Origin of the sequence: Nocardia colli (assembly GCF_008704205.1) — a bacterium.
GTDB lineage: Bacteria > Actinomycetota > Actinomycetes > Mycobacteriales > Mycobacteriaceae > Nocardia > Nocardia colli.
Genome location: NZ_VXLC01000010.1, coordinates 115,192 through 141,858 on the forward strand (window position 1 = coordinate 115,192; position 26,667 = coordinate 141,858).

26 protein-coding genes and 1 tRNA gene are annotated in these 26,667 nt (G+C 67.4%); 18 read left to right on the plus strand and 9 right to left on the minus strand.

Features of this window, described 5'->3' with window-relative positions; all coding sequences use genetic code 11:
• Genes F3087_RS21485 through F3087_RS21520 form a run of 8 tightly spaced genes read left to right on the plus strand, consistent with a single transcriptional unit; the run spans window position 1 to window position 8,447 of the window.
• On the plus strand, window positions 1-1,197 hold the full coding sequence (locus tag F3087_RS21485) for an MCE family protein (protein WP_150403815.1): 1,197 nt from the start codon (window positions 1-3) through the stop codon (window positions 1,195-1,197).
• A complete protein-coding gene (locus F3087_RS21490) occupies window positions 1,194-2,216 on the plus strand; it encodes an MCE family protein (protein WP_150403816.1) in 1,023 nt (340 codons plus the stop codon). Before F3087_RS21485 ends, F3087_RS21490 begins: the two co-directional genes overlap by 4 nt.
• Entirely contained in the window at window positions 2,216-3,280 is a 1,065-nt protein-coding gene (locus F3087_RS21495; RefSeq protein WP_150403817.1) for an MCE family protein, read from the plus strand. The genes F3087_RS21490 and F3087_RS21495 overlap by 1 nt, the downstream gene beginning before the upstream one ends.
• A complete protein-coding gene (locus F3087_RS21500) occupies window positions 3,277-4,545 on the plus strand; it encodes an MCE family protein (protein ID WP_150403818.1) in 1,269 nt (422 codons plus the stop codon). Before F3087_RS21495 ends, F3087_RS21500 begins: the two co-directional genes overlap by 4 nt.
• Window positions 4,542-5,786, plus strand: a complete 1,245-nt coding sequence (locus F3087_RS21505; protein ID WP_150403819.1) for an MCE family protein — start codon at window positions 4,542-4,544, stop codon at window positions 5,784-5,786. The genes F3087_RS21500 and F3087_RS21505 overlap by 4 nt, the downstream gene beginning before the upstream one ends.
• A complete protein-coding gene (locus F3087_RS21510) occupies window positions 5,783-7,210 on the plus strand; it encodes an MCE family protein (protein WP_150403820.1) in 1,428 nt (475 codons plus the stop codon). Before F3087_RS21505 ends, F3087_RS21510 begins: the two co-directional genes overlap by 4 nt.
• Window positions 7,207-7,950 carry a hypothetical protein gene (locus tag F3087_RS21515; RefSeq protein ID WP_150403821.1) on the plus strand — a complete coding sequence of 248 codons (744 nt, stop codon included), beginning with the start codon at window positions 7,207-7,209 and terminating at the stop codon, window positions 7,948-7,950. The genes F3087_RS21510 and F3087_RS21515 overlap by 4 nt, the downstream gene beginning before the upstream one ends.
• On the plus strand, window positions 7,947-8,447 hold the full coding sequence (locus tag F3087_RS21520) for a h domain protein (protein ID WP_223885253.1): 501 nt from the start codon (window positions 7,947-7,949) through the stop codon (window positions 8,445-8,447). Before F3087_RS21515 ends, F3087_RS21520 begins: the two co-directional genes overlap by 4 nt.
• Window positions 8,448-8,460: 13 nt before the next feature.
• Here F3087_RS21520 and F3087_RS21525 read toward each other — a convergent pair whose 3' ends face one another.
• The 4 genes from F3087_RS21525 to F3087_RS21540 all read right to left on the minus strand — a co-directional run bounded on the left by F3087_RS21525 (window position 8,461) and on the right by F3087_RS21540 (window position 12,556).
• Complete coding sequence (locus tag F3087_RS21525) at window positions 8,461-9,918, minus strand: sensor histidine kinase (protein ID WP_150403822.1); 1,458 nt, start codon at window positions 9,916-9,918, stop codon at window positions 8,461-8,463.
• Window positions 9,915-10,652, minus strand: coding sequence for a response regulator transcription factor (locus tag F3087_RS21530; RefSeq protein WP_150403823.1), 738 nt, complete (start codon window positions 10,650-10,652; stop codon window positions 9,915-9,917). The genes F3087_RS21525 and F3087_RS21530 overlap by 4 nt, the downstream gene beginning before the upstream one ends.
• Before the next feature lie 66 nt (window positions 10,653-10,718).
• Window positions 10,719-12,275, minus strand: coding sequence for an alpha,alpha-trehalose-phosphate synthase (UDP-forming) (locus F3087_RS21535; protein ID WP_150404003.1), 1,557 nt, complete (start codon window positions 12,273-12,275; stop codon window positions 10,719-10,721).
• A gap of 89 nt (window positions 12,276-12,364) precedes the next feature.
• Entirely contained in the window at window positions 12,365-12,556 is a 192-nt protein-coding gene (locus tag F3087_RS21540) for a hypothetical protein (RefSeq protein ID WP_150403824.1), read from the minus strand.
• A 144-nt stretch (window positions 12,557-12,700) separates the two neighbouring features.
• Between F3087_RS21540 and F3087_RS21545 the strand changes: the two genes are divergently transcribed.
• The 3 genes from F3087_RS21545 (at window position 12,701) to F3087_RS21555 (ending at window position 14,131) form a co-directional block, all read left to right on the plus strand.
• Window positions 12,701-13,534 carry an alpha/beta fold hydrolase gene (locus F3087_RS21545; protein ID WP_150403825.1) on the plus strand — a complete coding sequence of 278 codons (834 nt, stop codon included), beginning with the start codon at window positions 12,701-12,703 and terminating at the stop codon, window positions 13,532-13,534.
• A 172-nt stretch (window positions 13,535-13,706) separates the two neighbouring features.
• Window positions 13,707-13,949, plus strand: a complete 243-nt coding sequence (locus F3087_RS21550) for an MbtH family protein (RefSeq protein ID WP_011207082.1) — start codon at window positions 13,707-13,709, stop codon at window positions 13,947-13,949.
• A gap of 110 nt (window positions 13,950-14,059) precedes the next feature.
• A tRNA-Thr gene (locus F3087_RS21555) sits at window positions 14,060-14,131 on the plus strand.
• Window positions 14,132-14,175: 44 nt separating this feature from the next.
• Here the strand turns inward: F3087_RS21555 and F3087_RS21560 are convergent.
• Window positions 14,176-15,132, minus strand: coding sequence for a COX15/CtaA family protein (locus F3087_RS21560; RefSeq protein ID WP_223885254.1), 957 nt, complete (start codon window positions 15,130-15,132; stop codon window positions 14,176-14,178).
• An 818-nt stretch (window positions 15,133-15,950) separates the two neighbouring features.
• Here F3087_RS21560 and F3087_RS21565 point away from each other — a divergent pair.
• Window positions 15,951-16,391 carry a hypothetical protein gene (locus F3087_RS21565; protein ID WP_150403826.1) on the plus strand — a complete coding sequence of 147 codons (441 nt, stop codon included), beginning with the start codon at window positions 15,951-15,953 and terminating at the stop codon, window positions 16,389-16,391.
• A 223-nt stretch (window positions 16,392-16,614) separates the two neighbouring features.
• Here the strand turns inward: F3087_RS21565 and F3087_RS21570 are convergent, their stop codons facing one another.
• Window positions 16,615-17,049: a hypothetical protein gene (locus F3087_RS21570; RefSeq protein WP_150403827.1), complete on the minus strand. Its 435-nt coding sequence runs from the start codon at window positions 17,047-17,049 to the stop codon at window positions 16,615-16,617.
• Window positions 17,050-17,351: 302 nt separating this feature from the next.
• Between F3087_RS21570 and F3087_RS21575 the strand changes: the two genes are divergently transcribed.
• A complete protein-coding gene (locus F3087_RS21575; RefSeq protein ID WP_223885265.1) occupies window positions 17,352-18,680 on the plus strand; it encodes a DoxX family protein in 1,329 nt (442 codons plus the stop codon).
• Between the two features lie 62 nt (window positions 18,681-18,742).
• Here F3087_RS21575 and F3087_RS21580 read toward each other — a convergent pair whose 3' ends face one another.
• On the minus strand, window positions 18,743-19,168 hold the full coding sequence (locus F3087_RS21580) for an HIT family protein (RefSeq protein ID WP_150403828.1): 426 nt from the start codon (window positions 19,166-19,168) through the stop codon (window positions 18,743-18,745).
• Window positions 19,169-19,298: 130 nt separating this feature from the next.
• Between F3087_RS21580 and F3087_RS21585 the strand changes: the two genes are divergently transcribed.
• On the plus strand, window positions 19,299-20,372 hold the full coding sequence (locus tag F3087_RS21585; RefSeq protein WP_150403829.1) for an alpha/beta fold hydrolase: 1,074 nt from the start codon (window positions 19,299-19,301) through the stop codon (window positions 20,370-20,372).
• A 4-nt stretch (window positions 20,373-20,376) separates the two neighbouring features.
• Here F3087_RS21585 and F3087_RS21590 read toward each other — a convergent pair whose 3' ends face one another.
• Window positions 20,377-20,754: a PH domain-containing protein gene (locus tag F3087_RS21590; protein ID WP_150403830.1), complete on the minus strand. Its 378-nt coding sequence runs from the start codon at window positions 20,752-20,754 to the stop codon at window positions 20,377-20,379.
• A gap of 159 nt (window positions 20,755-20,913) precedes the next feature.
• On the opposite strand from F3087_RS21590, the gene purD reads away from it, so the two are divergent.
• Window positions 20,914-22,191, plus strand: a complete 1,278-nt coding sequence (gene purD, locus F3087_RS21595; RefSeq protein ID WP_150403831.1) for a phosphoribosylamine--glycine ligase — start codon at window positions 20,914-20,916, stop codon at window positions 22,189-22,191.
• On the opposite strand, the gene F3087_RS21600 is transcribed toward purD, so the two are convergent.
• On the minus strand, window positions 22,184-23,173 hold the full coding sequence (locus F3087_RS21600) for a M23 family metallopeptidase (RefSeq protein ID WP_150403832.1): 990 nt from the start codon (window positions 23,171-23,173) through the stop codon (window positions 22,184-22,186). The genes purD and F3087_RS21600 overlap by 8 nt on opposite strands.
• A gap of 99 nt (window positions 23,174-23,272) precedes the next feature.
• Here F3087_RS21600 and F3087_RS21605 point away from each other — a divergent pair, with 99 nt between their 5' ends.
• The 3 genes from F3087_RS21605 (at window position 23,273) to purB (ending at window position 26,637) form a co-directional block, all read left to right on the plus strand.
• Entirely contained in the window at window positions 23,273-24,436 is a 1,164-nt protein-coding gene (locus tag F3087_RS21605; RefSeq protein ID WP_150403833.1) for a pyridoxal phosphate-dependent aminotransferase, read from the plus strand.
• A gap of 128 nt (window positions 24,437-24,564) precedes the next feature.
• Window positions 24,565-25,209, plus strand: coding sequence for a TetR/AcrR family transcriptional regulator (locus tag F3087_RS21610; protein ID WP_150403834.1), 645 nt, complete (start codon window positions 24,565-24,567; stop codon window positions 25,207-25,209).
• Between the two features lie 6 nt (window positions 25,210-25,215).
• A complete protein-coding gene (gene purB, locus F3087_RS21615; protein ID WP_150403835.1) occupies window positions 25,216-26,637 on the plus strand; it encodes an adenylosuccinate lyase in 1,422 nt (473 codons plus the stop codon).
• The last annotated feature ends 30 nt before the right edge of the window (window positions 26,638-26,667 follow it).

A 26,667-nucleotide genomic window follows, 5' to 3' on the forward strand; every position in this document is an offset into this window, starting at 1 on the left:
ATGGCGGATTCGAACAAAGTGCGCGCAGCAGTGGGTTACAAGTTGGCCGGCTCCGCGATGGTGCTCGCGCTGGTCGCGATCGTCGCCGTCGCGCTGGTGATGTTCGTCGGCGGGTTCACCTCGACGGCCACCGTGACCATCGACGCGCCGCGCAGCGGGCTCGTGCTCGACCCCGACGCCAAGGTCAAGGTGCGCGGGGTGGAGATCGGCCGGGTGGTCTCGATCGATCAGACCGCCGACGGCGCCAGCCTGAAACTCGCGCTGAATCCCGAACAGCTGAAGCTGGTTCCGGCCAACGCCGGCGTGGACATCCGCTCCACCACCGTCTTCGGCGCGAAGTACGTGAACTTCACCGTGCCGCAACAGCCTTCGTCGGCCTCGCTGCAACCGGGCGCGCGGGTGACGGCGCAGCACGTGACCGTCGAATTCAACACGCTGTTCCAGCATCTGTCCGACGTGCTGGCCAAGGTGGAGCCGGAGAAGCTGAACGCGACGCTGTCCGCGCTCGGCACGGCGCTGCAGGGCCGCGGTGAGAAGCTGGGCGACCTGCTCGCCCGCAGCGACGCCTACCTGCGCGACATCAACCCGTATCTGCCCACCCTGCAACAGGATCTGGTGAAGACCGGCGACGTCACCAACCTGTACGCGGACACCGTCCCGGACCTGTTGCGCACCGTGGACAACGCCACCGTCACCAGCCAGACGCTGGTCGACGAGCAGCAGAGCCTGGACGACGTGCTGGCCAACCTGATCGGCCTGGCCGACACCACCGGCTCGGTGCTGCGGGAGAACGAGGCCAACTTCAGCACCGCGCTGGATCTGCTGCGCCCGACCACGAGCCTGCTCTTCGAGTACGCCCCCGCGCTGAGCTGCATCATCAACGGCCTCGGCCCGATGATGCCGCTGGCCGAGGAGGTGTTCGGCGGCAAGCTGCCCGGCATCGGCATGAACACCAACTTCATGTTCGGCGCGCAGCCCTACAAGTATCCGGACGACCTGCCGAAGGTGAACGCGACCGGCGGCCCGCACTGCGAGGGCGTGGTCGATCGAGTGCCGGGCAGCCATGCGGGTTACGTCGTCACCGACACGAACGAGGGAGCGCCGTACGTGCCGAACACGGGTTTCACCAAGCCCAACGAAGCACCGAAGGTGTTCCAGCTTCTGTTCGCCGGACTGCCGGGGGTGGGCTCGCTGTGAAGAACACCGCGACGACGGTAAAGCTGCTCATCTTCACCCTGGTGATGGCGCTGGTGTTCGCCGGCCTGGTGATCGTGTTCAGCCAGATGCGTTTCGCTCGGGAGTACGGCTACCACGCCGTGTTCACCAGCTCGTCCGGGATGCTGCCCGGATCGAAGGTCCGCATCGCCGGTGTGCCGGTCGGCTCGGTCTCCTCGGTGAAGGTGGGCAAGGACCATCTCGCGCACGTCGAGTTCGCCGTCGACCGCAAGTACCGGCTGCTCACCAGCACCCGCGCCACCATCCGCTACGAAAACCTGGTCGGGGACCGGTATCTGGAGCTGCTGGAGGGTCCGGGCACGACCGAGGCGCTGCGCGACGGCGGCACCATCGGCAAGGACAAGACCGCGCCCGCGCTGGACCTGGACATGCTGCTCGGCGGGTTCCGCCCGCTGCTGCGCGGCCTGGATCCGGCTCAGGTGAACGACCTGACCGGCGCGCTGTTGCAGATCTTCCAAGGCCAGGGCGGCACGCTGGTCTCGCTGCTCAACAGCGGCGGCTCGTTCGCGAAGACCCTCGCCGACCGCGACGAGCTGATCGGCAACGTGATCAACAACCTGAACACGGTGCTGCAGACCATCGATCAGCGCGGCGACCAGTTCGCCACCACGCTCGACGAATTGCAGCGGCTGGTCAGCGGTTTGGCCGCCGACCGCGACCCGATCGGCGACGCGCTGCCGCGGATCGCCGGCGCGACCCGCGACCTGACCGGACTGCTCCAGCAGGCACGGCCGGACCTGCGCTCCACCATCGAGCAGACCGGCCGGCTGTCCACCAACCTCGACAACGGCTCGGACACCATCCAGTGGGTGCTCGACAAGTTGCCCGACACCTACAAGAAGCTGATCCGCATCGGCGCCTACGGTTCGTTCCTGCAGCTCTACGTCTGCGGGACCAACCTGGTCGTGGACGGCCCGAACGGGCAGCCGATGCAGGTGAACCTGCCGGGTAAGCAGACGACCGGAAGGTGCACGCCCTGATGAACGAGCGATCACGCGCCGTCACCATCGGCATCGTCGGGATAGTCGTCGCGGCGTGTGTCGCCCTGTCCGCCTTGCAGTTCGACCGGTTGCCGTTCATTCGCAGCGGCGCGGGCTACACCGCGTACTTCGCCGACGCGGGCGGGCTGCTGCCCGGCGACCCGGTCCAGGTGGCCGGCGTGCGCTCCGGCCGGGTGGACGATGTCCATCTGGACGGCGCCAAGGTGCTGGTCCGGTTCACCCTCGACGAGTCGATCGTGCTCGGCCAGAAGACCTCCGCCGCGATCAAGACCAACACCGTGCTCGGCCGCAAGTCGCTGGAGCTGACCCCGACCGGTTCGGGCGCGCTGCGGCGGGACGACACGATTCCGTTGGACCGCACCACTTCTCCGTACTCGCTCAACGACGCGCTCGGCGACCTCGGCCGCACGGTGCAGGGGCTGGACATGGATCAGGTGGACAAGACCCTGGACACGCTCTCCGCGACCTTCGCCGACACCCCGGCGCCGCTGCGCGCGGCGCTGGACGGCGTTACCGCGTTGTCGCGCAGCATCAATGCCCGCGACCAGGCCCTGTCCGAGCTGCTGACCCGGGCGCAGAACGTCACCAAGATCCTGGCCGACCGGAGCAACCAGATCAACGCGCTGCTGCTGGACGGCAACAACCTGCTCGGCGAGCTGGACCGGCGCCGGGCCGCGATCGGGCAGTTGATCGTCTACGTCAACGAGGTGGCCAAGCAGCTGTCCGGCCTGGTCTCGGACAACGAGCCGATCCTCAAACCCGCACTGGACAAACTGAATTCGGTGCTCGGCCTGTTGCAGCGGAACAAGCAGAACATCTCCGACGCGCTCGACAGCCTCGGCCCGTACGCCGCGGCGCTGGGCGAGCAGGTCGGCAACGGGCCGTGGTTCAACGCCTACGTGGTCAACGCGACCAGCACCGAGTTGCAGCCGCTGGTCGACGCGCTGGTGTGGCCCGAGCATCTGCCCGAGGACCTGCGCAACATCTTCACCAACCCGGCACCGCCGTCGATCGGGCCCGCCCTTCAGGAGCCACCGCGATGAACATGCTGGACAGAGCTCGCAAGCTGCCGCGCTGGGCGCTGCTGATCGCCGGTGGGCTGGTCGCCGTGCTGGTGGTCGCCGCGATCTACAGCGGCGTGACCCGGATCGGGAAGACCAAGATCACCGCGTATTTCCCGTCGACGTCCGGGTTGTATCAGGGCGACGAGGTCCGGGTGCTCGGTGTGAGCGTCGGCCGGATCGATTCGATCGAGCCGGGCAAGGACCGGGTGAAGGTCGAGATGACCATCGACCGCGGCATCGACCTGCCCGCCGACGCGCGCGCGGTGATCATCTCGCCGTCGCTGGTCTCGGCGCGGTTCATCCAGGTGGCGCCCGCCTACGTCGGCGGCCCGAAAATGCGGGACGGCGCGGAGATTCCGCTCGAGCACACGGCCGTGCCGGTGGAGTGGGACGACATCAAGGCCGAACTGTCCAAGCTGTCGACCACGCTCGGTCCGGTCGGTGACGACACGCAGGGCTCGTTCGGCCGCTTCGTCAACACCGCCGCCGACAATATGGACGGCAACGGGCAGAAGCTGCGGGACACGTTGCGCGAGCTGTCCGCGACCCTGAATACGTTGTCCGACGGGCGAACCGACCTGTTCGGCACCATTCGCAATCTGCAGAAGTTCGTCGACGTGCTGTCGGCGAGCAACGAGCAGATCGTGCAGTTCGGCGGCCGCCTCGCGTCGGTCTCCTCGGTGCTGGCCGGTACCGCGCAGGAACTCGGTGCGGGACTGGACAATCTGGATACCGCGCTCGGCGACGTGAAGCGGTTCCTGGACGGCAGCGGCGCGGAGCTCACCGAGGGCGTGCAGCGGCTGGCCGAGGTCACCCAGCAGCTGGTGGACAAGCGGCCCGAACTGGAGCGAGTGCTGCATTCGGGGCCGACGGCGCTGGTGAACTTCTACCAGATCTACAAGCCGGCGCAGGGCACGCTGGCCGGTGCGGTCTCGCTCAACAACACCGCCGATCCGCTCGGCTTCCTCTGCGGTTCGGTGCGCGCGCTGGAAACCAACGACTCGGATCGCTCCGCCGATCTGTGCGCGCAGTACCTCGCGCCGGTGATCAGTTCGCTCGCCATGAATTACGCGCCGATCATGCTGAATCCGGCCACCGGCGTGCACGCGTTCCCGAACCAGCTGACCTACAGCCCGCCGAGCCTGGCCGGGCAGACCGCCCCGCCCGGGCCCGCGCCGGGACCGGCGCCGGTGACCGTGCCGAACGGCCTTACCGGACTTGCTGTTCCAGGAGGAGGGCGATGAGAAAGCCACGCCGGATGGCCATGCTGATGGTGGGTCTCGCCGTGGCGCTGGGCAGCTCGGGTTGTGAGTGGGACGGGCTGAACTCGCTGCCGATGCCGGGCACCGAGGGCACCATGGACGGCGCTTACAAGGTGCGCATCCAGATGCCGAATGTGACCACGCTGACCAGGAATTCACCGGTCCGGGTCGACGACGTGACCGTCGGGACCGTGTCGAACATCGAGGTGGAGGGCTGGCACGCGCTGGTCACCGTCACGTTGAACCCGAGCGTGCGGCTGCCCGCCAACGCGGTCGCCAAGATCGGCCAGACCAGTCTGCTGGGCAGCAACCACATCGAGCTCGCGCCGCCGAGTGACGCTGTGCCGCAAGGACAGTTGAAGGACGGCGACCTGATTCCGCTGGAGCGGGCCGGCGCCTTTCCGACGACCGAGCAGGTGCTCTCGTCGCTGTCGGTGGTGCTCAACGGCGGCGGCATCTCGCAGCTGGAAACCATTACCCGCGAACTGAATTCCGCGCTCAGCGGCCGGGCCGACGACATTCGCGATCTGCTGCCGCAGCTCAACGAGCTGACCACCAACCTGGACAAGCAGCGCAACGACATCATCGCGGCGATGAGCGGACTCGACCGCCTGGGCGGCCAGCTGGCCCAGCAGCGCGACGTGGTCGCCGCCGCGATCGAGCGGATCCATCCCGCGCTCACCGTGCTCGCCGACCGCACCAAGAACATCACCGCGACGATCAACGCGCTCGGTGACCTCAGCGACGTCACCGACCGGCTCATCGCCAGCAGCGGCGACAACCTGAAGGCCAACCTGCGCAGCCTCGCCCCCGTCCTGCAGACGCTGGCCGATACGGGGAACAACCTGGTCGAGTCGCTGAAGATCATCCCGACCTTCCCGTTCCCGATGAAGAACCTCGACAAAGCGATCATGGGCGATTACTTGAACCTGTTCATCACGGTCGACCTCACCGGAAAGCGGTTGGACAGCAACTGGTTGACCGGCACGCCGCTCGGTGGCCGATTCGGCGGCGTCGAGGGCGTGATCGGCAGTTTCGCGCCGGACACCGCGACGCAGAGCGGGAATCCGGCGACCGGACCCTTGCAGCCGACGCCCGCCCCGGGCGCCCAGCCGACGCCGACCATTCCAGGCCTGCCGCCGATTCCGGGTCTGCCCGCCATCCCCGGGCTGACCGTGCCGATGCCGGGAGACACTGCGCCACAAGGGGGTCCGGGCCGATGACGCTCACCCGATTCGTCCGCATCCAGCTGTCTATCTTCGCCGTGCTCACGGTGATCGGCCTGGTGATCATGGGCGGGGTGTATGTGAAGGTGCCCGCGATGTTCGGCATCGGCCGCTACGACGTCACGGTGCAGCTGGCGGCGACGGGTGGTCTCTACCCGACCGCCAACGTCGCCTACCGCGGCACCAATGTCGGTGTGGTGCAGGATGTCCGGCTCACCACCAGCGGGGTCGAGGCGAAGCTGTCCATCGACAGCGACTACAAGGTCCCCGCGGACGTCAACGCCTGGGTGCGCAGCGTCTCCGCGATCGGCGAGCAGTACGTCGACCTGATCCCGCCCGACCACCCGGCCGGCCGGAACCTGGCCGACGGCGCGGTGATTCCGGTGGGCCGCACCAAACTTCCGCAAGATGTCGGCACGCTGCTCGACCAGTCCGATCGGCTGCTGTCCAGCGTCGCCGACACCCGGCTGCGGCAGGTGATCGACGAGGCATTCAAGGCGTTCAACGGCGCGGGACCCGACCTGCAGCGATTCATCGACTCGGCGTCGCTGCTGGTGCAGGAGGCGCAGAACAGCGCGGAACCGACGAAGAAGCTGCTCGACCAGATCGGACCGCTGCTGGACACCCAGATCGAGTCCGACGCGGCCATCCGGTCCTGGACCAGCGACCTGGCCACGGTCACCGATCAGCTGCGCGCGCACGATCCGTCGCTGCGTAATGTGCTGCGTGACGGGCCGTCCGCGATGCAGCGGGTCAGCGCCCAGTTCGAATCGCTGCGCCCGACCCTGCCGCTGCTGCTGACCAACCTGGTCAGCACCGGACAGGTCGGCGTCACGTATCACGCTGGGCTGGAACAACTCCTGGTCGTCTTCCCGCCGCTGATCGCGGCATTGCGGACGATCATCCGCGGACCGGTGGAATACGGCGCCATGGTCGACTTCATGGTGGTGGTCAACGACCCGCCCGCCTGCACGACCGGCTTCCTGCCGCCCAACGAACGACGCTCGCCGAGCGAGCTGGATTCGATCCCCTCCCCGCCCGGCCTGTACTGCAAAGTGCCGCAGGACTCGCCGATCGACGTGCGCGGCATCCGCAACACGCCGTGCGCCGAATTCCCCGGCGTGCGAGCGCCGACCCCCGAGCTCTGCCGGACCGGTTACGTCCCGGAAGGGGACAACCCCGCGTTCGGCCCGCCGCGACCGGTAGCCCCGGCCTCCGCGCCGGTCGCACCGGGGACGACACAGGTGGCACCCGCCGCGTACGGCACCGGCACGCCCGCTGCCGCGAGATCCTATGACCCGTCCACCGGCCAGTACATCGGCCCGGACGGCCGCACCTACCGACAGGGCGATATCGGACCGGGCGGTTCGGGCACGGTACCGTCGAGCTGGCAGGCGATGCTCGAGGAGCAGCAACGATGAGCGAGAAAAACGCAGATCAGCACCGGACGCGGCGACGCGCGGTGCGCTCGGTGGGTCCGCCGGTCGAGGAGACCACGGGCGCCGCGGTGACGTCGGTTCCGGTACCGGCTTCCACCTCGGCGACAACCGACACGAAGGCCGCGGCACCGGTCGACGCGGTTGTCGCCGAAGACTCGGTGGACGGCAAGGTGATCGACCTCGCCAAGGGCGTGCCCGCCGCCGAAGCGCAGGACGCCGATACCGCGCGGGCCCGGCCCGGGACGTGGCGCATCGTCGGCGTTGCCGCGGCCGCGGTCCTGGTGCTCGCATTGCTGGTCGGCGCGGGCTTCGCGGGTATGAAGGTGCGTTCGATCGACGCCCGCGACGACCGCCGCGCCGAATACGAGCAGACCGCGCGGCAGGCCATCCTGAACCTCACCACCATCCGCGCCGATTCGGCCAAGGCCGACATCGACCGGATCCTCTCGGTCGCCTCCGGCCAGTTCAAGAACGAATTCGACGGGCGGGTCGACCCGTTCATGAATATCGTGCAGCAGGCCAAGGTGGTCTCCAACGGCGAGATCGTCGACGCGGCGCTGGAGAACGACAGCGACGACTCCGCGACGGTGCTGGTCGCGGCCAAGCAGTCGCTCACCAACGCAGGCCAGCAGGGCGAGCAGACCCGGTTCTATCGCTTCCGGGTCACCGTGAGCAGCGGCGACTCCGGCATGACGGTTTCGAAGGTGGAGTTCGTCGGATGACACTTCGTGGAATGACCAAGCGCGGCAAGATCTTCCTGGCCACGCTGAGCGTGCTCGCCCTCGCGGCGATCGTGGTGCTCGGCGTCAGCGGCTACCGGATCTGGAACGACGACCAGGCCGAGCAGGCCCGCAAGGACGCGGTGACCGCCGCGAGCCGGACCGTCTCGGCCATGTTCACCTACGACTTCCAGACGGTGGACAAGGAACTGCCGAAGGCGGCCGACAACCTCTCGCCGAAGTTCAAGGACGACTACCTCAAGCTCATCGAGCAGGCGATCGCCCCGGGCGCCAAGGAGAAGCAGCTCAACGTCAAGGCGACCACGCAGGCGGGCGGCGTCGTTTCCGGCGACAAGTCGAAGGTGGTCGTGCTGCTGTTCCTGAATCAGGTGACCACCAGCAAGGATTCGCCGGAGGGCACGACCACGGGCAGCCGGGTCCGGGCCACGGTGGAGAAGGACGGCGATCGCTGGCTGGTGGATCAGGTCACGCCGGTTTAGTCGAAAACGGCTGTCACGCGGTCGTTTCGCGCGGCAGCCGGACGGTGAAGGTGGTGCCGGCACCCTCGGTGCTGCGCACATCGACCGAGCCGCCGTGCGCGGTGACCAGCGCCTGCACGATGGACAGGCCGAGGCCGGTGCCGCCGCTGGTCCGGGCGCGGGAGTTGTCCGTGCGGTAGAAGCGTTCGAAGATGCGGTCGGCCTCGTCGGCGGGTAGGCCGGGGCCGGTGTCGGCAACCTCGAGCAGGACTTCGTCGGCGGTAGGGGTGAGCCGGACGGCGACCGCGGCCTCCGGCGGGGTATGCGTGAGCGCGTTGTTGAGCAGGTTGGCCAGCACCTGGCGCAGCCGGGTCTCGTCGCCGACGATCTCCAAAGTGCCCTCGCCGGTTTCGATTTCGAGTTCGATGCGGCGGCTGGACCCGTCCGGATCCGCGGCCGCGGCCATCGCCCGTGCGCTGTGCACGGCATCGCTGGCCACGGCGAGCAGATCGACCTGACCCTGCTCCAATGGGCGCTGTGCGTCCAGCCTGGCCAGCATCAGCAGGTCCTCGACCAGAATGCCCATCCGTTGCGATTCGCGTTCGATGCGGTCCATGAAGAGGTCGGGATCGGTGGTCGCGCCCTGGCGGTAGAGCTCGGCGAAACCGCGAATAGTGGTGAGCGGCGTGCGCAATTCGTGGCTGGCGTCGGCGACGAACTGGCGCATCTTCGCCTCCGACCGCTTGGCCGCCGCCTCCGAGGCCTCGGTCTTGGCGAACGCCTGCTGGATCTGGGTGAGCATGCCGTTGAGCGATCTGGACAGCCGGTCGACCTCGGTGTTGCTGCCGCGCACCGGAACTCGCCGATACAGGTCGCCGCGGGCGATGGCGGCGGCGGTGTTCTCCACCCGCAGCAGCGGGCGCAGACTGCGCCGGATCACGAAGTAGGCGGCGAAAGCCAGCGCGGTCAGCACGATCAGCCCGACCACCAGTTCCAGCATCACCAGGCGTTGCACGATCTCGAAGTTCTGATTGAGCGGCAGCGCGACCGTGGTGGTGCCGTCCGGCACCCGGACGGTCAGGGTCCGCCACTCGATCGGGCCGCCGCCGACCGAGCGCACGGTCATCGGGCCGATCTGCGGCGAATCCGGAAGGGCCGGTTCGGCATCGAGGCCGAACGCCTTGATCACGTAGACCCGTCCGTCGTCCTGCACCGACCGGACGTAGAACTGGCTGGTGTGCCGCGGATCGCCGGGCAGGCTGGGCGGCGGGGGCACCCGGCGGCGCGACCATTCGATCGCGCCGTTGCGCAGCTGCTGATCGGTGCGATCGGTCAGCGAGCGTTCCAGGCCGGAGGTGACCACCATGCCGGAGATCAGCAGCCCGAGTCCGGCCGTGGCGACCAGGATCAGCATCAGGGTCACCCGCAGCGGGATCGCCGACAGCACACCGGAGGTCTTGGCGCGCAGCGCCGCGATCCGGCCCCGGGTCATTTCCCAGCCGACCGGCTGCGACTCGGCGCGCGCATCACATAGCCGACCCCGCGCAGCGTGTGAATGAGCCGCTCGTCGCCGGTGTCGACCTTCTTCCGCAGGTACGACACATAGGTCTCGACCACGCCGACCTCGCCGCCGAAGTCGTAGCGCCACACGTGATCGAGGATGCGCGGCTTGCTCAGCACCGTGCCCGCGTTGACCATGAAGTAGCGCAGCAGGGTGAACTCGGTGGGGGAGAGCGCGACCGGCTCGCCCGCCTTCCACACCTCGTGCGTGTCGTCGTCGAGTTCGATGTCCTCGAACCGCAGCCGGGAACTCTCCCGCTGCGGCGCGGCGTGACCCGCGCGGCGCAGAATCACCCGCAGCCGGGCCACCACTTCTTCGAGGCTGAACGGCTTGGTCACGTAGTCGTCGGCGCCGAGGGTGAGGCCGGTGATCTTGTCCTGCACCTCGTCGCGCGCGGTCAGGAACAGCACGGGAGAGTCGATGCCGTCGGCGCGGAGCCGGCGCAGCAGGCCGAAGCCGTCCATGCCGGGCATCATCACGTCGACGATCAGCGCCTGCGGCCGGAAACTGCGCGCCTTGTCCAGCGCCTGCGCCCCGTCGACCGCCGTGTCCACCGCGAAACCCTGGTAGCGCAGGCTCACCGCGAGCAGCTCCACGATCATCGGCTCGTCGTCGACCACCAGCACCCGCGCCTCGGGTGCCTGCTCCGCAGGCGCACCACTCATGGGTTCATAGTCCGTTATCCGCCTGCGAACTTGCTGGACCAAACCTGGGTGATTCCTGTGAACGGTTTACCGCGACGGCTGGCGCTCCTCGGGGTAGGTGTCGTCGTCGGTCAGCAGCGCGCTGCCCGCGACCTGACCCTGGGCGAGGGCCTCGAGGAAGGCGCGGGCCCAGCGGTCCACGTCGTGCGCGAGGACCTGGCGGCGCAGCGAGCGCATGCGGCGGCGCTTGGTGTCGCGATCGTCCTCGATGGCGGAGACGATGGCGTCCTTGACGCTGTCCAGGTCGTGCGGGTTGCACAGGTAGGACTGCCGCAATTCGGCTGCGGCGCCGGTGAACTCGCTGAGCACCAGGGCGCCGTTGAGGCCGCTGTGGCAGGCGACGTACTCCTTGGCGACCAGGTTCATGCCGTCGCGCAGCGGCGTCACCAGCATCACGTCGGCGGCGACGAAGAAGGCGATCAGCTCGTCGCGCGGGATCGGGCGGTGCAGATAGTGCACCACCGGGTAGCCGACCTGGGCGAACTCGCCGTTGATCCGGCCGACCTGGCGCTCGATGTCGCCGCGCATCTGGATGTAGCTCTCCACCCGTTCGCGGCTCGGCGTGGCCAGCTGGACCATGACCGTCTCGGACGGATCGATCCGCTCCTCCAGCAGCAGTTCTTCCAGCGCGTTGAGCCGGATGTCGATGCCCTTGGTGTAGTCCAGGCGGTCGACGCCGAGCAGGATGTTCTTCGGATTGCCCAGTTCCGCACGGATTTTCGCGGCCCGTTCGCGGATCGAACGCCGCCGGGAGTGCTCGTCGAGTTCGGCCGAGGAGATGGAGATCGGGAACGCGCCGACCCGGACCGTGCGGAACCCGACCTGCACGACGCCGAGCTTGGACCGCACGCCGACGGTGCCGCGCGAGGTCGGCTGACCGGCCAGCCTGCGGGCCAGATAGAGGAAGTTCTGCGCGCCGCCGGGCAGGTGGAAGCCGATCAGGTCGGCGCCGAGCAGGCCCTCGACGATCTCGGTGCGCCACGGCATCTGCATGAACAGCTCGACCGGCGGGAACGGGATGTGCAGGAAGAAACCGATGGTCAGATCGGGGCGCAGCATGCGCAGCATCTTCGGCACCAGTTGCAGCTGGTAGTCCTGCACCCACACGGTGGCGCCCTCGGCGGCCACCTTCGCGGTCGCCTCGGCGAAGCGCCGGTTCACCGTGACGTAGGCGGCCCACCACTTGCGGTCGTAGACCGGGCGCACGATCACGTCGTGATAGAGCGGCCACAGCGTGCCGTTGGAGAAGCCCTCGTAGTAGTCGGCGACTTCCTCCGCGGTCAGCGGCACCGGATGCAGTTCGAGGCCGTCCTCGATGATCGGATCGACGTCCGCGTCGGGGACGCCGGCCCAGCCGACCCACGCGCCTTTGTTGCTGCGTAGCACCGGTTCCAGCGCGGTGACCAGGCCGCCGGGGCTGCGCTTCCAGCGGGTCGTGCCGTCGGGCAGGCGTTCCAGGTCGACCGGGAGCCGGTTGGCCACGACGACGAAACCGGAACCGGACTCGGCCGGGCCGGTGATCGCCGGGGTGTTCTCGTCAGGTGCGGGGTCTAGGGCGGGGTCGGAGTCGTCGGACGATGTCATCTGGTCCACTCACGCATCCTTTGCGCGTCGCTGGGTCCCCTGGGAAATCGGGTGTAGTCGACGTCGCCGTTGGCGTCGAAGGGCGGGGCTTACTCTGCCCGGGCGCTCGGTGCGATGCCGAGCATCGACAACAGCATCCGGCACTCGTCGGCGTCCTCGGCGTAGGCCGCGACAACGCGCTGGGCCTGACGTGCGGTTTCGTCGGCCAGTGGTTCCAGATCGTCGTCCGCGATGTCGTTCGCGCTGCCCTTCGCGGCCATCTTCAAGTCCTCCCGGTTCACTACGCTCGTACGTGCGAATAGTCAATGGTATCTGGCGTCGCCGAGCGCGGGTGGCACCCGCGTCAGACCGGCCCCCGGCCGGTGTGCCGACTCCCTCCCGCCCTATACCGTGGGACGGAGCATCAACTCCACGAAAGGGTCGATATGCCGCTGGCCACGGTGAACGGAATTTCCCTCAACTACCAGGTCAAAGGTGACCGCGCGCGGGGTACCGATGTCAAGGGTTCGGGGCCGCTTGTGGTCATGATCATGGGCACCGGCAGCCCGGGGCGGGTCTGGGAACTGCATCAGGTGCCCGCGCTGGTCGCGGCCGGTTACCGGGTGTGCACGTTCGACAACCGCGGGATCGCGCCGTCGTTCGAGGCCGCGACCGGGATGACCATCGACCAGCTGGCCGCCGACACCGCCGCGCTGATCGAGTTCCTGGACGAGGGTCCGGCGCTGGTCGTCGGCACCTCGATGGGGGCGCGGGTCGCGCAGGAGCTGGCGCTGGCCCGGCCCGAGCTGGTGCGCAAGGCGGTCTTCATGGCCGGGCACGGACGCCTCGACCAGTTCCAGAAGACGCTCTCGCTCGGCGAGCACGAACTCGACGCCAGCGGGGTGAAGCTGCCGGAGAAGTACGAGGCGGCGGTGACCGCGGTGATGAACCTCTCGCCGGCGACGCTGGCCGACCCGAACTCGGCGCGCGACTGGCTCGATCTGTTCGAATTCACCGGCGGCCCGGTCACTCCGGGCATCCGGGCGCAGCGTCGGATGGATCACGATTTCGACCGGGTGCAGGCCTACCGGGCGATCACCGTGCCGTGCCTGGCCGTCGGATTCGCCGATGACCGGATGATCCCGCCCTATCTGTCCAGGGAAGTCGCCGAGGTCATCCCCGGTGCGCGCTATCAGGAAGTGCCGGACGCCGGTCACTTCGGCTACCTCGAGCGCCCTGAGACAGTGAACAAGATTCTGCTCGACTTTTTCGCGAGCTGAGATTCCCCGGCCAGAGGTAACCGCCCAGGCGTAACGTCTCCCTTGCTAGGGTCGAAACAACGCTCGGGACTCCAACGGCGCGCAAGTCCGTTGAACCCTCGGTTCGTCGGACCCGGCGCCGAAGGATCCACGAGCGATCCCGTACATAGCGCCAGTATCCAGTGAGGTGAAATTGAGCACCAACCCCTTCGATGACGAAGACGGCCGCTTCTTCGTCCTGGTCAACGACGAAGAACAGCACTCCCTGTGGCCTGCTTTTGCCGAGGTCCCGGCCGGATGGCGCGTCGTGTTCGGCGAGGACAGCCGCGCTGCCTGCGTCGAGTACGTCGAGAAGAACTGGACCGATATGCGTCCGAAGAGCCTGCGCGACGCGATGGCCGCCGACGACGCGGCCCGTCAGGGCGCCCAGTCCTGATCCCGCGGTAGCTGAATACTGCGCCGGGACACTGTGCCGACTGCGTGATGCCGTAAACCCGGTGTCACGCAGTCGGCATGCCCGGCTATGATGGCAACCGCTTTCCACCCGCCTCCTTAGCTCAGTGGTAGAGCACCGCTCTTGTAAAGCGAAGGTCGTCAGTTCAATCCTGACAGGGGGCTCAACCATCCGTGACCTGCTGTCGCAGCAGGTCACGGATTTTCGTTCAGGTGGAGCACGTCGCTCGAACGTGCGGAGCGGTTTCCAGGAACACCCGGATTGCCCCGATGAACACCAATGCAGCGACCAACATGTGAACGACGACAAGGGTATTCGGCAGCCCGGTCGCCGATTGGGTGATTCCCACACCCACCTGCGCCGTTAGCGCCAGTAGAACCCAAGTGGTGCGGCGGCGTAGGTCGGTGCCTGGAGCACTCGACCTCCATATGCTCGCTGCCGTGATGGTGACGGTGCCGGCAAGCACGGCATGGATCCAGGTCGCTGTGGCCCAGTCGAACGGCATGCGCTGCACGTCGCTCGAATCACCGGCGTGGGGGCCCGCCCCGGTTACTGCTGTTCCAACGATCATCAGTGCGGTGGTGGTAGCCAGTAGTACCCAGGCCAGTTGCCGTTGCATTGTTGCGCTGGTATCGATCGGCCGAACGGTGTCATGATCGGGTCGGCTGACGATGTCCCAGGTCACCGCTGCCGCAGCGAGTAGCAGGGTGGCGGCCAGAAAGTGCCCAGCGACCACAAATGGGTTCAAGCGTGCCCACACGGTCAGTCCGCCGATCACAGCGTTGAGCACGATAACCCAGAACTGCGCCCACGCCCACCGGGTGACCTGTGGCCGGGGTTCTCGCTGAAAACGTGCGACGACGATCACTGCTCCGACCACTACGCAAATAACGCTGGTGAGCAGTCGGTTGACGAATTCGATGATGGCGTGCAGACCCATCTCGGGAGTCGGAGACAGTGCACCATTCGCGCATGTGGGCCAGTCCGGGCAGCCGAGGCCGGAACCAGACACGCGCACGACTCCGCCACCGACGATGATCGCGATACTCGCCACCACAGCGGAAGCGGCCGCTGCACGAAGCGCCCCTTGTCCGAAGCTGATCTTTCCGTCGAGGTAAGAGAAGGGGGGTTTCAGCAGTTGCCGTCGCGATCCGGTCGTCACCATCTTGGAGCCCCCTCGGCCTTCGTCTCGGATCACCGGGACGCTCATCGACCCGAACATCTTGTCACGCTGTCGAGTACGAGGCTATCGGTCGACCGCTGACAACTCGGCCCGGTGATGGCGACGGGTCGAGGCGGTCTCGTCGCGCAGGCCGCCCCCGTTGCGAAGAGCCGCAAAGAAATTCGTCGAACTCCGATGGAACCGATCTGCGATGGTTGCCGTCTAACCCTATGTATCCAAACTGCGGGGGGAGTGAAGACGTTGTGGTCCAAGGGATTCCCCGCCTTTTCTTACGGAGGGGTTCTCATGTTGTTCACTGATGAAGGTGCCGCGGTTCGCGGTTCCGGTGCTCACCGATCTACGTCCCAGACCGGCATCGACGCAGCCTTACCGAGACCTGCGGGAAGTGGAGTCTCAGGCTCGAGTTTCGCCCGGATATTCGTTCTCGCCATAGCGGCAGGCTTGGCGGTGCTGGGATCACTTCTTCTGGCTCCGACTGCATCGGCCGGTCCGGAGTACTCCGAGACCGGGCCAGCGGGCTCGATCTACATCACGCTGCGACCGTTCGACGAAGGTCGGATTGCTCTGACCTATGACATCGTCAACACGCAGGGTGCCACAGGAATGGAGGTTACCCTGTCTCCGGTCGGGTTGAACTCTGCTTCGTCGTCATCGACCTTCGGCGGCGGCCGGGCCTCGAAGACCGTCATATACCCATACACGGCAGGAGACCAGGTGAACGTGGGCGTGCATGTCAAGTTCTTGACTCCTCATGGGATCCAAGACAATTCGGCCCATCCGTTCGTTGTAAGCTACCCAAGATGACGAACACGGCGATTCCAGTACTGGTGGGCCAGCTGACGACCGGCCGAACCGGAGAGGTCTCCTGGGCGCTGTGGCCAGTGGAGGTCTATTCCACCGGTTGCCTGCTGCGTATCCGCCTGATTCCTGACGGTCAAAGGCCGGAATATCAGGATTCGGACTCGAAGGCACTATTTGCCACGATCCAGCTATTGGATGGGCACGAACGCGAGTTGATCTCGGTCGAGTCCGGACATGGCAAAGTCCAGCTCAGTTCTGGTCGGCTGCCGACGCGGGGGGGCGACCCGCAGACCAGTGAGCCGTGGGAGTACGTGTGGACCCTCGAGTACTGGTGGCCGCAGGAACGATGGGACGACAAGCTGACGCTGACGTGGCCCACCTACGACCTCCACCTCGCCCTGCCAGTCGACATTGGTGAGCTGATCAACGACAAGCCGTGAGCTAACGGAATCGATAGATATCCACTGTTCGCTGAAATTGGCGGGTACCTGACCGGGGGTACCCGCCACTTCGTGACAACGATGCTGTCGAGTTCCGCCGCCAAGCGGTCCTGGAGATTGAACACCATTAACTTTCGATTTGTGTTCGGCGGCGAGCTGCTGACTCGGGGTTGAAGCAGCAGGTCACGGACTCTTGCTTTGGTGGGGCGCTTGCTCAAATCGGTTACGGTTGCGCCGGCCGGACTTCGCTTGCCTTGCGGTACTTTCCGTGCTGGCCCTCGCCGATCAGCCAGGTGACCGGCATGCCCGGTGTGATGCGTTGGTCGTCGCCCCGGAATTCCCAGCGGGAGAACCACACGTCATCGCCGGAGTCACTGGCGATCAGACCGTCATAGCTGTGGGGGAGCCACCATCGGATCACGCCGTCGAGACTCGGATCGGGATCCTTTGCGGTCACGATCTGCCCGTACGGTATCGAGCTGCTCTGCCCCTGCCAGCCATCCTGGGTGGGGAGTAATGGTTGGTCCCCACCCGCAGGGTCGGCGGGCCAGATCTTTCCGCTGCGGGCCAGGACATCGTCGTGAATGCGCCGAGCCAGTCCGCACGCCACACCGCTCGGGGTGGACTCGCTTGGGGTACAGCCGATAAGGACATTCAAGGCTGGGACAGTGCATTCGATCCACCACCCGGGTGAAGACGGTTGCCGGCGAAGGTGCTCAGGGATCGTTTCGTCGATGTGGACCTCGAAGCCGAGAGCCGACTCGATGTCGGCTGCCAGCAACTCGGCGCCTCGTCTCGATGTTTCTCGATCCATGTAGTGATCATCCTGAATGGACGTATCCGATGCAGTGATTCGCTGTGCGTCTGCGTGCAGGTGCGGTTGTTAAGGCGGCTGACCGGTCCTCGTTAAGGGGGCGCTTCTACTGTCGCGGCACAGAGTTCGCGAGTAGGGGAGGTTCGGTGGTGCAGGAGGATGGGGGTGGGGTTGCGGGGTGGTGGCATCCGTTGACGCGCATCGGGTTTCGGTTCGGGGTGGGTTATTTCGGGGGGATCGGGGTGGCGGGGGTGTTGGGGCTGGTGCCGATTTTGCTGGCGGGGGTGGGGGTCGAGACGGGCTCGGTGTTGCATTTGTCGAGTTTGGTGCGGCCGCCTATTGAATGGACTGCTGCGCATGTGCTGGGTTTGCGGGTTACCAGTGCGCAGGTGGGGAGTGACAGTGCGTTTCAGTGGACCGGGCTGTTTTTGCTGGTGGTGATGTCTGGGGTGGCGACTGGGGTGTGGTCGGTGCTGGATCGTGGGCGGGTGGGGTACACGCGGCTGTTCGCTTGGACGCAGTTGTATCTGCGGTTTGTGCTGGCGTTGGCGATGTTCTATTTCGGGATGGCGAAAGCGATTCCGACGCAGATGCCGTTCGTGCTGAATCGGCTGGTGGAGCCCTACGGGAATTTCAGTCCGGAGGGGGTGTTGTGGTCGCAGGTCAGTGTTTCGCAGCCGTATGAAATCGCGCTGGGCGCAGCGGAATTGCTGGCGGGGGTGTTGTTGCTGGTGCCGCGGGCGACGGCGGCGGGAGCGCTGTTGTGCGCGGTGGATATGACGCAGGTGTTTCTGCTGAATATGACCTATGACATCCGGCTGAAGACGGTGTCGTCGCAGTTCCTGCTGCTGAGCCTGTTCCTGCTGGCACCCTATGCGCGCCGGTTGTTTGCGGCACTGTTCGACGGCAACCCCGGGCCCGCGATCCGGACCGTGCCGCTGTTCGGTTCCGCGCGGGCCAATCGGATCGCGCTGGCGGCGCAGCTGGCGGTGGGTCTGGGCCTGCTCGGCGTGTTCGGTGCGCAGAACTGGCAGCAGTGGTCGAAGGAGACTCCCGACCTCTACGGCATCTACCGGGTGGACGGCTTCTCCTCCGAGGGTTATGCCCGCGACCCGCTGCTCACCGACGAATTACGGTGGCGCCGAGTGGTTATCGACCGTCCGTTCCACGTCTCGGATCCGATGGTGCTCACCATTCAGCACATGGACGACTCGTTCGAGGTGTACGGCGGCACCATCGATCCGAAGCGGCACATCATCGACCTGCACCACCGCATCGCTCTGGGCACCTTCGAGGAAACCCCGGTCCGGGTGCGGCTCACCTACTGGTGGCCGGCCCCCGGCCGCATGGTCATCGACGCGAACGACTACGCCGGTCACCGTATCCATACCTTCTTCACCGAGGTCGACCCGAAGTCCTTTCCGTTGCTCGAACGCGGTTTCAGCTGGGTGCAGGAACAGCCCTACAACCGGTGAACGAAAAGGGTGGTCCGAACGCCGCTTCGGCGTTCGGACCACCCTGGTTCCGATCGACGGACTCAGTCGGGAACGTTGGCGCCGTAGCCGAGGTCGCGCAACGCCTGCTTGATCTTGGTCTGCGCCTCGTCCATGGACTCGGGGCTCGGGTCGGTGTCGGCGCCGGAGATGTCGAAGTCACCCATGGTGAACGCCGGGAAGACGTGCACGTGCAGGTGCGGCACCTCGAGCCCGGCGATCAGCAGACCCGCGCGCGGCGCGTCCCAGGCGGCGCGCACGGCCTGGCCGATCTTCTGTGCGACGACGTTCAACCGGGCGAAGGTGTCCGCGTCGATGTCCTGCCACTGATCGATCTCCTTGCGGGGCACCACGAGGGTGTGCCCGGTGGTGACCGGTGCGATGGTGAGGAAACCGACGAATTCGTCGTCCTCCCAGACGAATCGGCCCGGAAGCTGTCCGGCGATGATCGCGCTGAATACAGAAGCCATGCCCCGCAGGCTACGCGCCGCGGGTTGCGGTGGCCCGCTGGTATCGGCGGCGTCGTGGTGTTGCGCGAGAGCGAAACTGTGTCTATCGTACACGTATAAGTTTCCATTGGACACAGTTTAGGAACCCGGCATGATCACGCTCGCGCTCGCCACCGCCGCCACAGTTTCCGCCGCCCCCGCCGGCCTGCTCGCCCATCGCCAGCTGCGCCGCCGCCGGGCCGCGGCCGAACTCCGGATCGACACCCCGAACGGCATCGCCGAGTCCGGCTTCGTGCGCATCGGCGGCATCGACCAGTGGATCGAGATCCGCGGCGAGGACCTGGCCAACCCGGTGCTGCTGGAGCTGCACGGCGGTCCGGGCGTCACCAATACCTACTTCGCCAACCGAACCCGGGCCTGGGAACGGCACTTCACCATCGTCCGCTGGGATATGCGCGGCACCGGGAAGACGTTCGGCCACGGCGAGCAGGGCGCGGTCACCTTCGACCAATTGCTCACCGACGCAGTGGAAGTCACCCGCTACGTGCACGAGCGACTGTCCACGGACAAGGTGGTGTTGCTCGCCAACTCCTTCGGCTCGGTGTTCGGACTCCGGCTGGCCCGCAAGCACCCCGAGCTGTACTCCGCCTACGTCGGCACCGATCAGAACATCGCCGGCAGCGAGCGTGACGACATCGCGTTCCACGCGGTGGTGCGCCGGCTGCGTTCGGGCGGCAAGCGTTCCGCCGCGGCGAAGCTGGAGCGGATCGGCCCGGACCCCACCACCTGGACCGCCGCCGACTGGGGGCTGCACGCCAAGCTGGTGGCCAGCGTCGACCCGTTCATCGCCGCCATGATCAAGAAAATGCTCCTGCCCGCGATGTGGTTCTCGCCGCAGCATCGGCTGCGCGACCTGAAGACGGGCGCGGACGGCATGAAGTTCTCCGAGCGGATCGGCGTCGAGTCCGTGCAGTTCGACGCGTGGCGCGACGGCACGCGATTCGAGTTGCCGTTCTTCATCTTTCAGGGCGAGCACGACAGCCTGACGCCCGTCGCCCGCGCCCGCCGCTACTTCGACGACGTGCAGGCGCCGCACAAGGAGTTCGCGCTGATCACCGACGCGACGCACTTCGCGTCGTTCTGGCAGCCCGCGCAGTTTCTCGAGCTGCTGCTGACCAAGGTGCGTCCGCTGGTCACCGACGCGGAACACCGCGCCGAGGCCTGAGCGGCTACACCGCGACGAAATGCGACAGGATGCCCTGCACCTCGTAGATGTCGACCTGACGGTTGAACCGCTTCTGCAACGGCTCGTGGCTGCCGGAGATCCAGATGTAGAGCTCGGCGTCCAGGTCGAAGGTGCCCGCGGTCTCCACCGAGAAGTGGGTGATCGAGCGGTAGAGAATGCTGTGATAACTGACCTTGCGGCCGGTCATGCCCTGCTTGTCGACCAGGATCAGGCGCCGGTTGGTGAACAGGATGGCATCGCGAACCAGCAGATACGCGGCATAGACCTGCTCGCCGTCGCCCATCAGTTTCGCGTACTCCTGTTGCGCCCGGCCGGGATCGATCCGTCCGGCATTGCCCATCAGTCCGTCGATCAGACCCATCGTGTGCACATCCTTCGCGCGGTGTGGGTGCGTGGCCCGGATGCGGTCTGCCCGAACCATCCCTTTCCATCATCCATGTCGCGAGACCGATATTCGATGGTCGACTGCTGTTCATGAGTGAGCGCAGCGCGCCGCGGGCCTTCACCTAAGCTGTCTGCCGTGCGCGTACTCGTCATCGGTTCCGGAGCCCGTGAACATGCCCTCGTCCTGGCTCTGCGCCGCGACCCCGCGGTCAGCGCGATCGTCGCCGCGCCGGGCAACGCGGGTATCGCGCAGCACGCGACGACCAGGCCGGTCGATCCGTGCTCCGCGGAAGCGGTGGTCGCGCTGGCCACCGAGGCGGCCGCCGACCTCGTCGTGATCGGGCCCGAGGTGCCGCTGGTGCTCGGCGTCGCCGACGCGGTGCGGGCCGCCGGGTTCGCCTGCTTCGGACCGTCCGCCGCGGCCGCGCGGATCGAGGGCTCGAAGGCCTTCGCCAAGGACGTGATGGCGGTCGCGGGCGTGCGGACCGCGCACAGCGAGATCGTGGACACCCCGGCCGACCTCGATGCCGCGCTGAGCCGGTTCGGGCCGACCTGGGTGGTGAAGGACGACGGGCTCGCCGCGGGCAAGGGCGTGGTGGTGACCGCCGACCGTTCCGCGGCCCGCGATCACGGTGCCGAGCTGCTGGAGCAGGGACATCCGGTGCTGCTCGAGTCGTTCCTGGACGGGCCGGAGGTTTCGCTGTTCTGCCTGGTCGACGGGGAGACGGTGGTGCCGTTGCTGCCCGCGCAGGATCACAAGCGAGTCGGCGACGGAGACACCGGACCGAACACCGGCGGCATGGGCGCGTACACGCCGCTGCCGTGGCTGTCCGACGAAGCGGTGACCGCGATCGTCGAGGACGTGGTGAAACCCGTTGCCGCCGAACTGGTTCGCCGCGACTGCGCGTTCTCCGGACTGCTGTACGCCGGCCTCGCGATGGGTGCCGCCGGACCCGCCGTGGTCGAATTCAATTGCCGCTTCGGCGATCCCGAAACTCAGGCCGTGCTCGCGCTGCTGGAAAGCCCGCTGGCCGAACTGCTCAACGCCACCGCGACCGGCACGCTGGCCGAGGTCGACCCGCCGCGCTGGCGCGACGGTTCCGCGATCACCGTGGTGATCGCCGCCGAGAACTACCCGGGCCGCCCGCGCATCGGTGATGTCATCACCGGCGCGGGCGACGGCGCGGTCGACGACTCCGCCGCGGTGCTGCACGCCGGAACCGCGCTGCGCGAAGACGGCGCCCTGGTCTCCGCGGGCGGCCGCGTGCTCAACGTGGTCGGCGTCGGCGCGGACCTCGCCGAGGCCCGCACCAACGCCTACGCGCGCATCCCGTCGATCAAGCTGCCGGGCAGCCACTACCGCACCGACATCGGCCTCGCCGCGGTCGAGGACCGTATCGCCGTCCCTAGCTGAAGGTGAGCCCGTGCAGGGCCAGCCACGGCTGCGGGTCGATGTGCTGCCCGCCCACGATCACCTCGAAGTGCAGGTGCGGGCCGGTGGAATCGCCGCGGTTGCCGACGCGGGCGATCTGCATGCCGGCCGGGACGCGTTCGCCGCGGGAGACGAAGAAGTCGTACATGTGGCCGTACACGGTGATGGTGCCGTCGTCGTGCCGGATCCGCACCCATAGCCCGAAGCCCTGGGCCGGGCCCGCGTCGATGACGGTGCCGTCGGCGACCGCGTAGATCGGCGTGCCGATCGGCGCCGCGATGTCGATGCCCGCGTGGAAAGTGCCCCAGCGGGAACCGAATCCGGAGGTGAAGGTGCCGCGGGCGGGCATAACGAAGCCGCCGATGCTGGGCAGGATCGCGCCCGGCGTGGTGGTCGAGGTGTTGCCGCCCATCCACGGTTGCCATTCACCGGCGGCCGCCGCGGCCGCTTCGGCCTTGGCCCGTTCCAGCGTGGCGCGGGCGGCGGCCGCGACCACCGCCTGTTCGCGCAGGCGTTCACCGTTGTCGATGGCGTTCAGGAGCCGGCGCACCGACGGCGGCGTGGCCTGCACCTGCAAGGGATAGGCCACCGCGACGCGCTGGGCGTGGTCCGGGTCCGGCGTGCGATCGCTGATCACGCCCGCGAACGAGGCGTCGCCCGCGGCGAAGACGGCCGTGACCGCGAGCGCGGCCAGCAGCACTCGATGTTTGCGCAGCAGGGCGAGGATCTTGTCGCGGTCGGGGCGTTTGTCCCACCGGTCGCGCAGCTCGGAGCGCCGCTGCCACAGTTCCCGCGGATCGGGGCGGCGTCGCAGGAGTTCCTGGACGTTGCGCCGATCGAGCAGGACCCGCAGGCCGCGCGCCGGTCGTTCCCGGAGCCGGGCGCGCCAGTCCGGCGGAATGACCCCGATGCCACCCACTCCGCGCACCCGGTCGAGCCCAGCTCGTCGAGCATCCTCGAGCATCAAGCCGACCATAACCCGGGCGGGAGTGGCGCGCACGACCAGGTGGAAAGGCGAGCGTCAGCGCCGTGTCGGGATGCGACACCGTCTACCGTCTGACGGGTGTCCAGAGAATCTCGCCGGTCGACCATTCCACCTTTCTACGTGATGGACGTCTGGAAAGCTGCCGCGCAACGGGCCAGGACGCACGGCGATGTGCTCGTGCTGGCCGCCGGACAGCCGTCGACGCCCGCGCCCGCACCGGTGCTGCGCGCGACGAAGGCCGCGATCGAATCCGAATTGCTCGGCTACACCGAGACTTTCGGTATCCTGCCGTTGCGCGAGGCGATCGCCGGGCATCACACCGAGACCTATGGCTACGCCGTGGACCCGGACGACGTGGTGGTCACGACCGGTTCGTCGGGCGCGTTCTCGCTGATTTTCCTGGCCGCCTTCGACCCCGGCGACACGGTGGTCGTCGCCCGTCCCGGTTATCCCGCCTACCGGAACACGCTCACCGCGCTCGGTTGCCGGGTGGTGGAGCTGGATTGCGGCGCGGAGACCAGGTTTCAGCCGACGGTCGCCATGCTGGACGCGTTGCCCGAACCCCCGGCCGGGCTGGTGGTCGCGAGCCCGGCGAACCCGACCGGCACCATGATCGCCCCCGCCGAACTGGCCGCCCTCGCCCGCTGGTGCGACGACCACGCCACCCTGCTCATCTCCGACGAGATCTACCACGGCATCACCTACGCCAGCTCCGACACCGCGACCTCCTCGTCCTGGGAGACCTCGCGCGAATCGGTCGTCATCGGCTCGGTGTCCAAATACTTCTCGATGACCGGCTGGCGGCTCGGCTGGATGTTGGCGCCCAGCGGATTACGTCCCGCGCTGCAACGACTCGCCTCCAATCTCACCGTGTGCCCGCCCGCGATCTCGCAGTACGCGGCGCTGCACGCGTTCGGCGCGGAGGCCAAGGCCGAGCTCGACGGCCACGTGCGCCGCTACGCGATCAACCGGCAGCTGCTGCTGGACGGTCTGCCGAAGATCGGCATCACCGACCTGGCCCCGGCCGACGGCGCCTTCTACGCGTACGCGGATATCGGCCATCTCACCGATGACGCGCGCGTCTGGTGCGCGGACGTGCTAGACAACACCGGTGTCGCGCTCGCACCGGGCATCGACTTCGACACGGTGCACGGAAATCGGACAGTTCGGTTCTCCTTCGCGGGAGCCACCGCGGACATCGAGCAGGCCCTGGTTCGTCTAGGGCACTATCTGGGTGTTTGATCGTCGTGTCCGGCAACAACTTTCCGCAGTTCGGCACCGTGGCCGCGCGGATACGGTAAAACATCGATGGTTGCTTTTCCTCGCTGATTTCCCCTGGAAGAACTGATGACGACTGGCACGATGGCACGGTGATCACCGCGACGACCCCGAAAGGCGAACGGCGTCGCCAGGCTTTGGTAGCTGCTGCCGCCGAGTTGTTGCTCGAAGGCGGGTTCGAGGCGGTGCGACACCGATCGGTCGCGACCCGCGCTGATCTTCCGCTGGCGTCGACCACCTACTACTTCGAATCACTGGAAGATCTGATCGCGCGCGCGGTCGAATTCAGCGGCAACGTGGAACTCGACGCGATGCGCCGCCGCGTCGGCGAGGTGAGCCACCGCCGCCGCGGCGCCGAGGCGACCGTCGATCTGGTGCTCGATCTCTTGGTCGGCGTCGACGGGCACTGGCACGACGAGGGTGCGCGCGGGCAGTTGATCGCCCGGTACGAGCGGTCCGTCGCGTCCGCGCGGCACCCCGAGCTACGCGAAGTACAGCTACGCCTCAGAGCTCAGCTCGACGAGTTACTTGCCGATGTGCTGCGCCGCTCCGACCGATTGGTTCGTCCCGAGCAACTGCGCAGGCTGGTCGCGGTGGTCGACGGCGCGGTGGTCGCGGCCCTCACCGAATTGGAGCCCGAACCACGCCGAATGGCCCGCGGCGCCCTGCTCGAGGTGATCGACATCGTCGCCCCGGCGACGCCCCAGCAAGTGGACCGTTTCCGCGCATTAGACTGACCAGACGTGAGCCTTGTCCCGAACGTCCTCGCCACCCGTTATGCCAGTCCGGAACTGGTGCGGCTGTGGTCGCCCGAACACAAGATCGTGCTCGAGCGGCGGCTCTGGCTGGAGGTGCTGCGGGCGCAGTCGGAGCTCGGCATCGAGCTGCCCGCGGGCGTGCTCGACGATTACGAGCGGGTGATCGACCAGGTCGACCTGGCTTCGATCGCCGAGCGCGAGCGGGTCACCCGGCACGACGTGAAGGCGCGCATCGAGGAATTCAACGCGCTCGCCGGGCACGAGCACGTGCACAAGGGCATGACCAGCCGCGACCTCACCGAGAACGTGGAGCAGCTGCAGATCCGGCTCTCGCTCGAGCATGTGCACGCGCACGGCATCGCGATCGCGGCCCGGCTCACCGAGCGGGCCGCCGAATATCAGACGCTGGTGATGGCGGGGCGCTCGCACAATGTCGCCGCGCAGGCCACCACGCTCGGCAAGCGGTTCGCCTCGGCCGCCGACGAACTGCTGATCGCGCTGACCCGGGTGCGCGAGCTGATCGACCGGTACCCGCTGCGCGGCATCAAGGGCCCGATGGGCACCGCCCAGGACATGCTCGACCTGCTCGGCGGCGATCCGGCCAAGCTGTCGGCGCTGGAGCAGCAGGTGGCCCGGCATCTCGGCTTCGCGACCGTGCTCACCAGCGTCGGCCAGGTGTACCCGCGCTCGCTCGACCACGAAGTGCTCTCCGCGCTGGTCCAGGTCGGCGCCGGACCGTCGTCGTTCGCCCACACCATCCGGCTGATGGCCGGAAACGAACTGGTCACCGAGGGCTTCCAGCCCGGCCAGGTGGGCAGCTCGGCCATGCCGCACAAGATGAACACCCGCTCCTGCGAACGGGTCAACGGCCTGCAGGTGGTGCTGCGCGGCTACGCCTCGATGGGCGCGGAACTGGCCGGCGCGCAATGGAACGAGGGCGACGTCTTCTGCTCGGTGGTGCGCCGCGTCGCGCTGCCGGACGCCTTCTTCGCCATCGACGGCATGATGGAAACCTTCCTCACCGTGCTCGCCGAATTCGGCGCCTACCCCGCCGTCATCGCCCGCGAACTCGACCGCTACCTCCCCTTCCTCGCCACCACCCGCATCCTCATGGCCGCGGTCCGGGCCGGCGTCGGCCGCGAAACCGCCCACGAGGTGATCAAGGAACACGCGGTAGCCGTAGCCCTGGCCATGCGCGAACAAGGCCGCGAACCCGACCTCCTCGACCGCCTCGCCGCAGACGACCGCCTCCCCCTCGACCGCCCCGCCCTGGACGCGGCGCTCGCCGACAAGTCCGCCTTCATCGGCGCCGCCGAAGCCCAGGTCTCCGACGTCATCGCCGCAGTCCAAAAACTCGTCGACCAGAACCCGGCCGCCGCGAACTACACGCCTTCGCCAATCCTGTAGCGGGAGCGGCCGTTTCGCCGCGAATTCGCT

Bases quoted from the DNA above. Each gene is read 5' to 3' on its own strand.
- F3087_RS21565 (WP_150403826.1), top strand. From the start codon at position 15,951: ATGACGAACACGGCGATTCCAGTACTGGTGGGCCAGCTGACGACCGGC.
- F3087_RS21600 (WP_150403832.1), bottom strand. From the start codon at position 23,173: ATGCTCGAGGATGCTCGACGAGCTGGGCTCGACCGGGTGCGCGGAGTG.
- F3087_RS21590 (WP_150403830.1), bottom strand. From the start codon at position 20,754: ATGGGTCTGATCGACGGACTGATGGGCAATGCCGGACGGATCGATCCC.
- F3087_RS21495 (WP_150403817.1), top strand. From the start codon at position 2,216: ATGAACGAGCGATCACGCGCCGTCACCATCGGCATCGTCGGGATAGTC.
- F3087_RS21510 (WP_150403820.1), top strand. From the start codon at position 5,783: ATGACGCTCACCCGATTCGTCCGCATCCAGCTGTCTATCTTCGCCGTG.
- F3087_RS21535 (WP_150404003.1), bottom strand. From the start codon at position 12,275: ATGACATCGTCCGACGACTCCGACCCCGCCCTAGACCCCGCACCTGAC.
- F3087_RS21530 (WP_150403823.1), bottom strand. From the start codon at position 10,652: ATGAGTGGTGCGCCTGCGGAGCAGGCACCCGAGGCGCGGGTGCTGGTG.
- F3087_RS21485 (WP_150403815.1), top strand. From the start codon at position 1: ATGGCGGATTCGAACAAAGTGCGCGCAGCAGTGGGTTACAAGTTGGCC.
- F3087_RS21525 (WP_150403822.1), bottom strand. From the start codon at position 9,918: ATGACCCGGGGCCGGATCGCGGCGCTGCGCGCCAAGACCTCCGGTGTG.
- F3087_RS21585 (WP_150403829.1), top strand. From the start codon at position 19,299: ATGATCACGCTCGCGCTCGCCACCGCCGCCACAGTTTCCGCCGCCCCC.
- F3087_RS21515 (WP_150403821.1), top strand. From the start codon at position 7,207: ATGAGCGAGAAAAACGCAGATCAGCACCGGACGCGGCGACGCGCGGTG.
- F3087_RS21500 (WP_150403818.1), top strand. From the start codon at position 3,277: ATGAACATGCTGGACAGAGCTCGCAAGCTGCCGCGCTGGGCGCTGCTG.
- F3087_RS21520 (WP_223885253.1), top strand. From the start codon at position 7,947: ATGACACTTCGTGGAATGACCAAGCGCGGCAAGATCTTCCTGGCCACG.
- F3087_RS21505 (WP_150403819.1), top strand. From the start codon at position 4,542: ATGAGAAAGCCACGCCGGATGGCCATGCTGATGGTGGGTCTCGCCGTG.
- F3087_RS21560 (WP_223885254.1), bottom strand. From the start codon at position 15,132: ATGGTGACGACCGGATCGCGACGGCAACTGCTGAAACCCCCCTTCTCT.
- F3087_RS21580 (WP_150403828.1), bottom strand. From the start codon at position 19,168: ATGGCTTCTGTATTCAGCGCGATCATCGCCGGACAGCTTCCGGGCCGA.
- F3087_RS21545 (WP_150403825.1), top strand. From the start codon at position 12,701: ATGCCGCTGGCCACGGTGAACGGAATTTCCCTCAACTACCAGGTCAAA.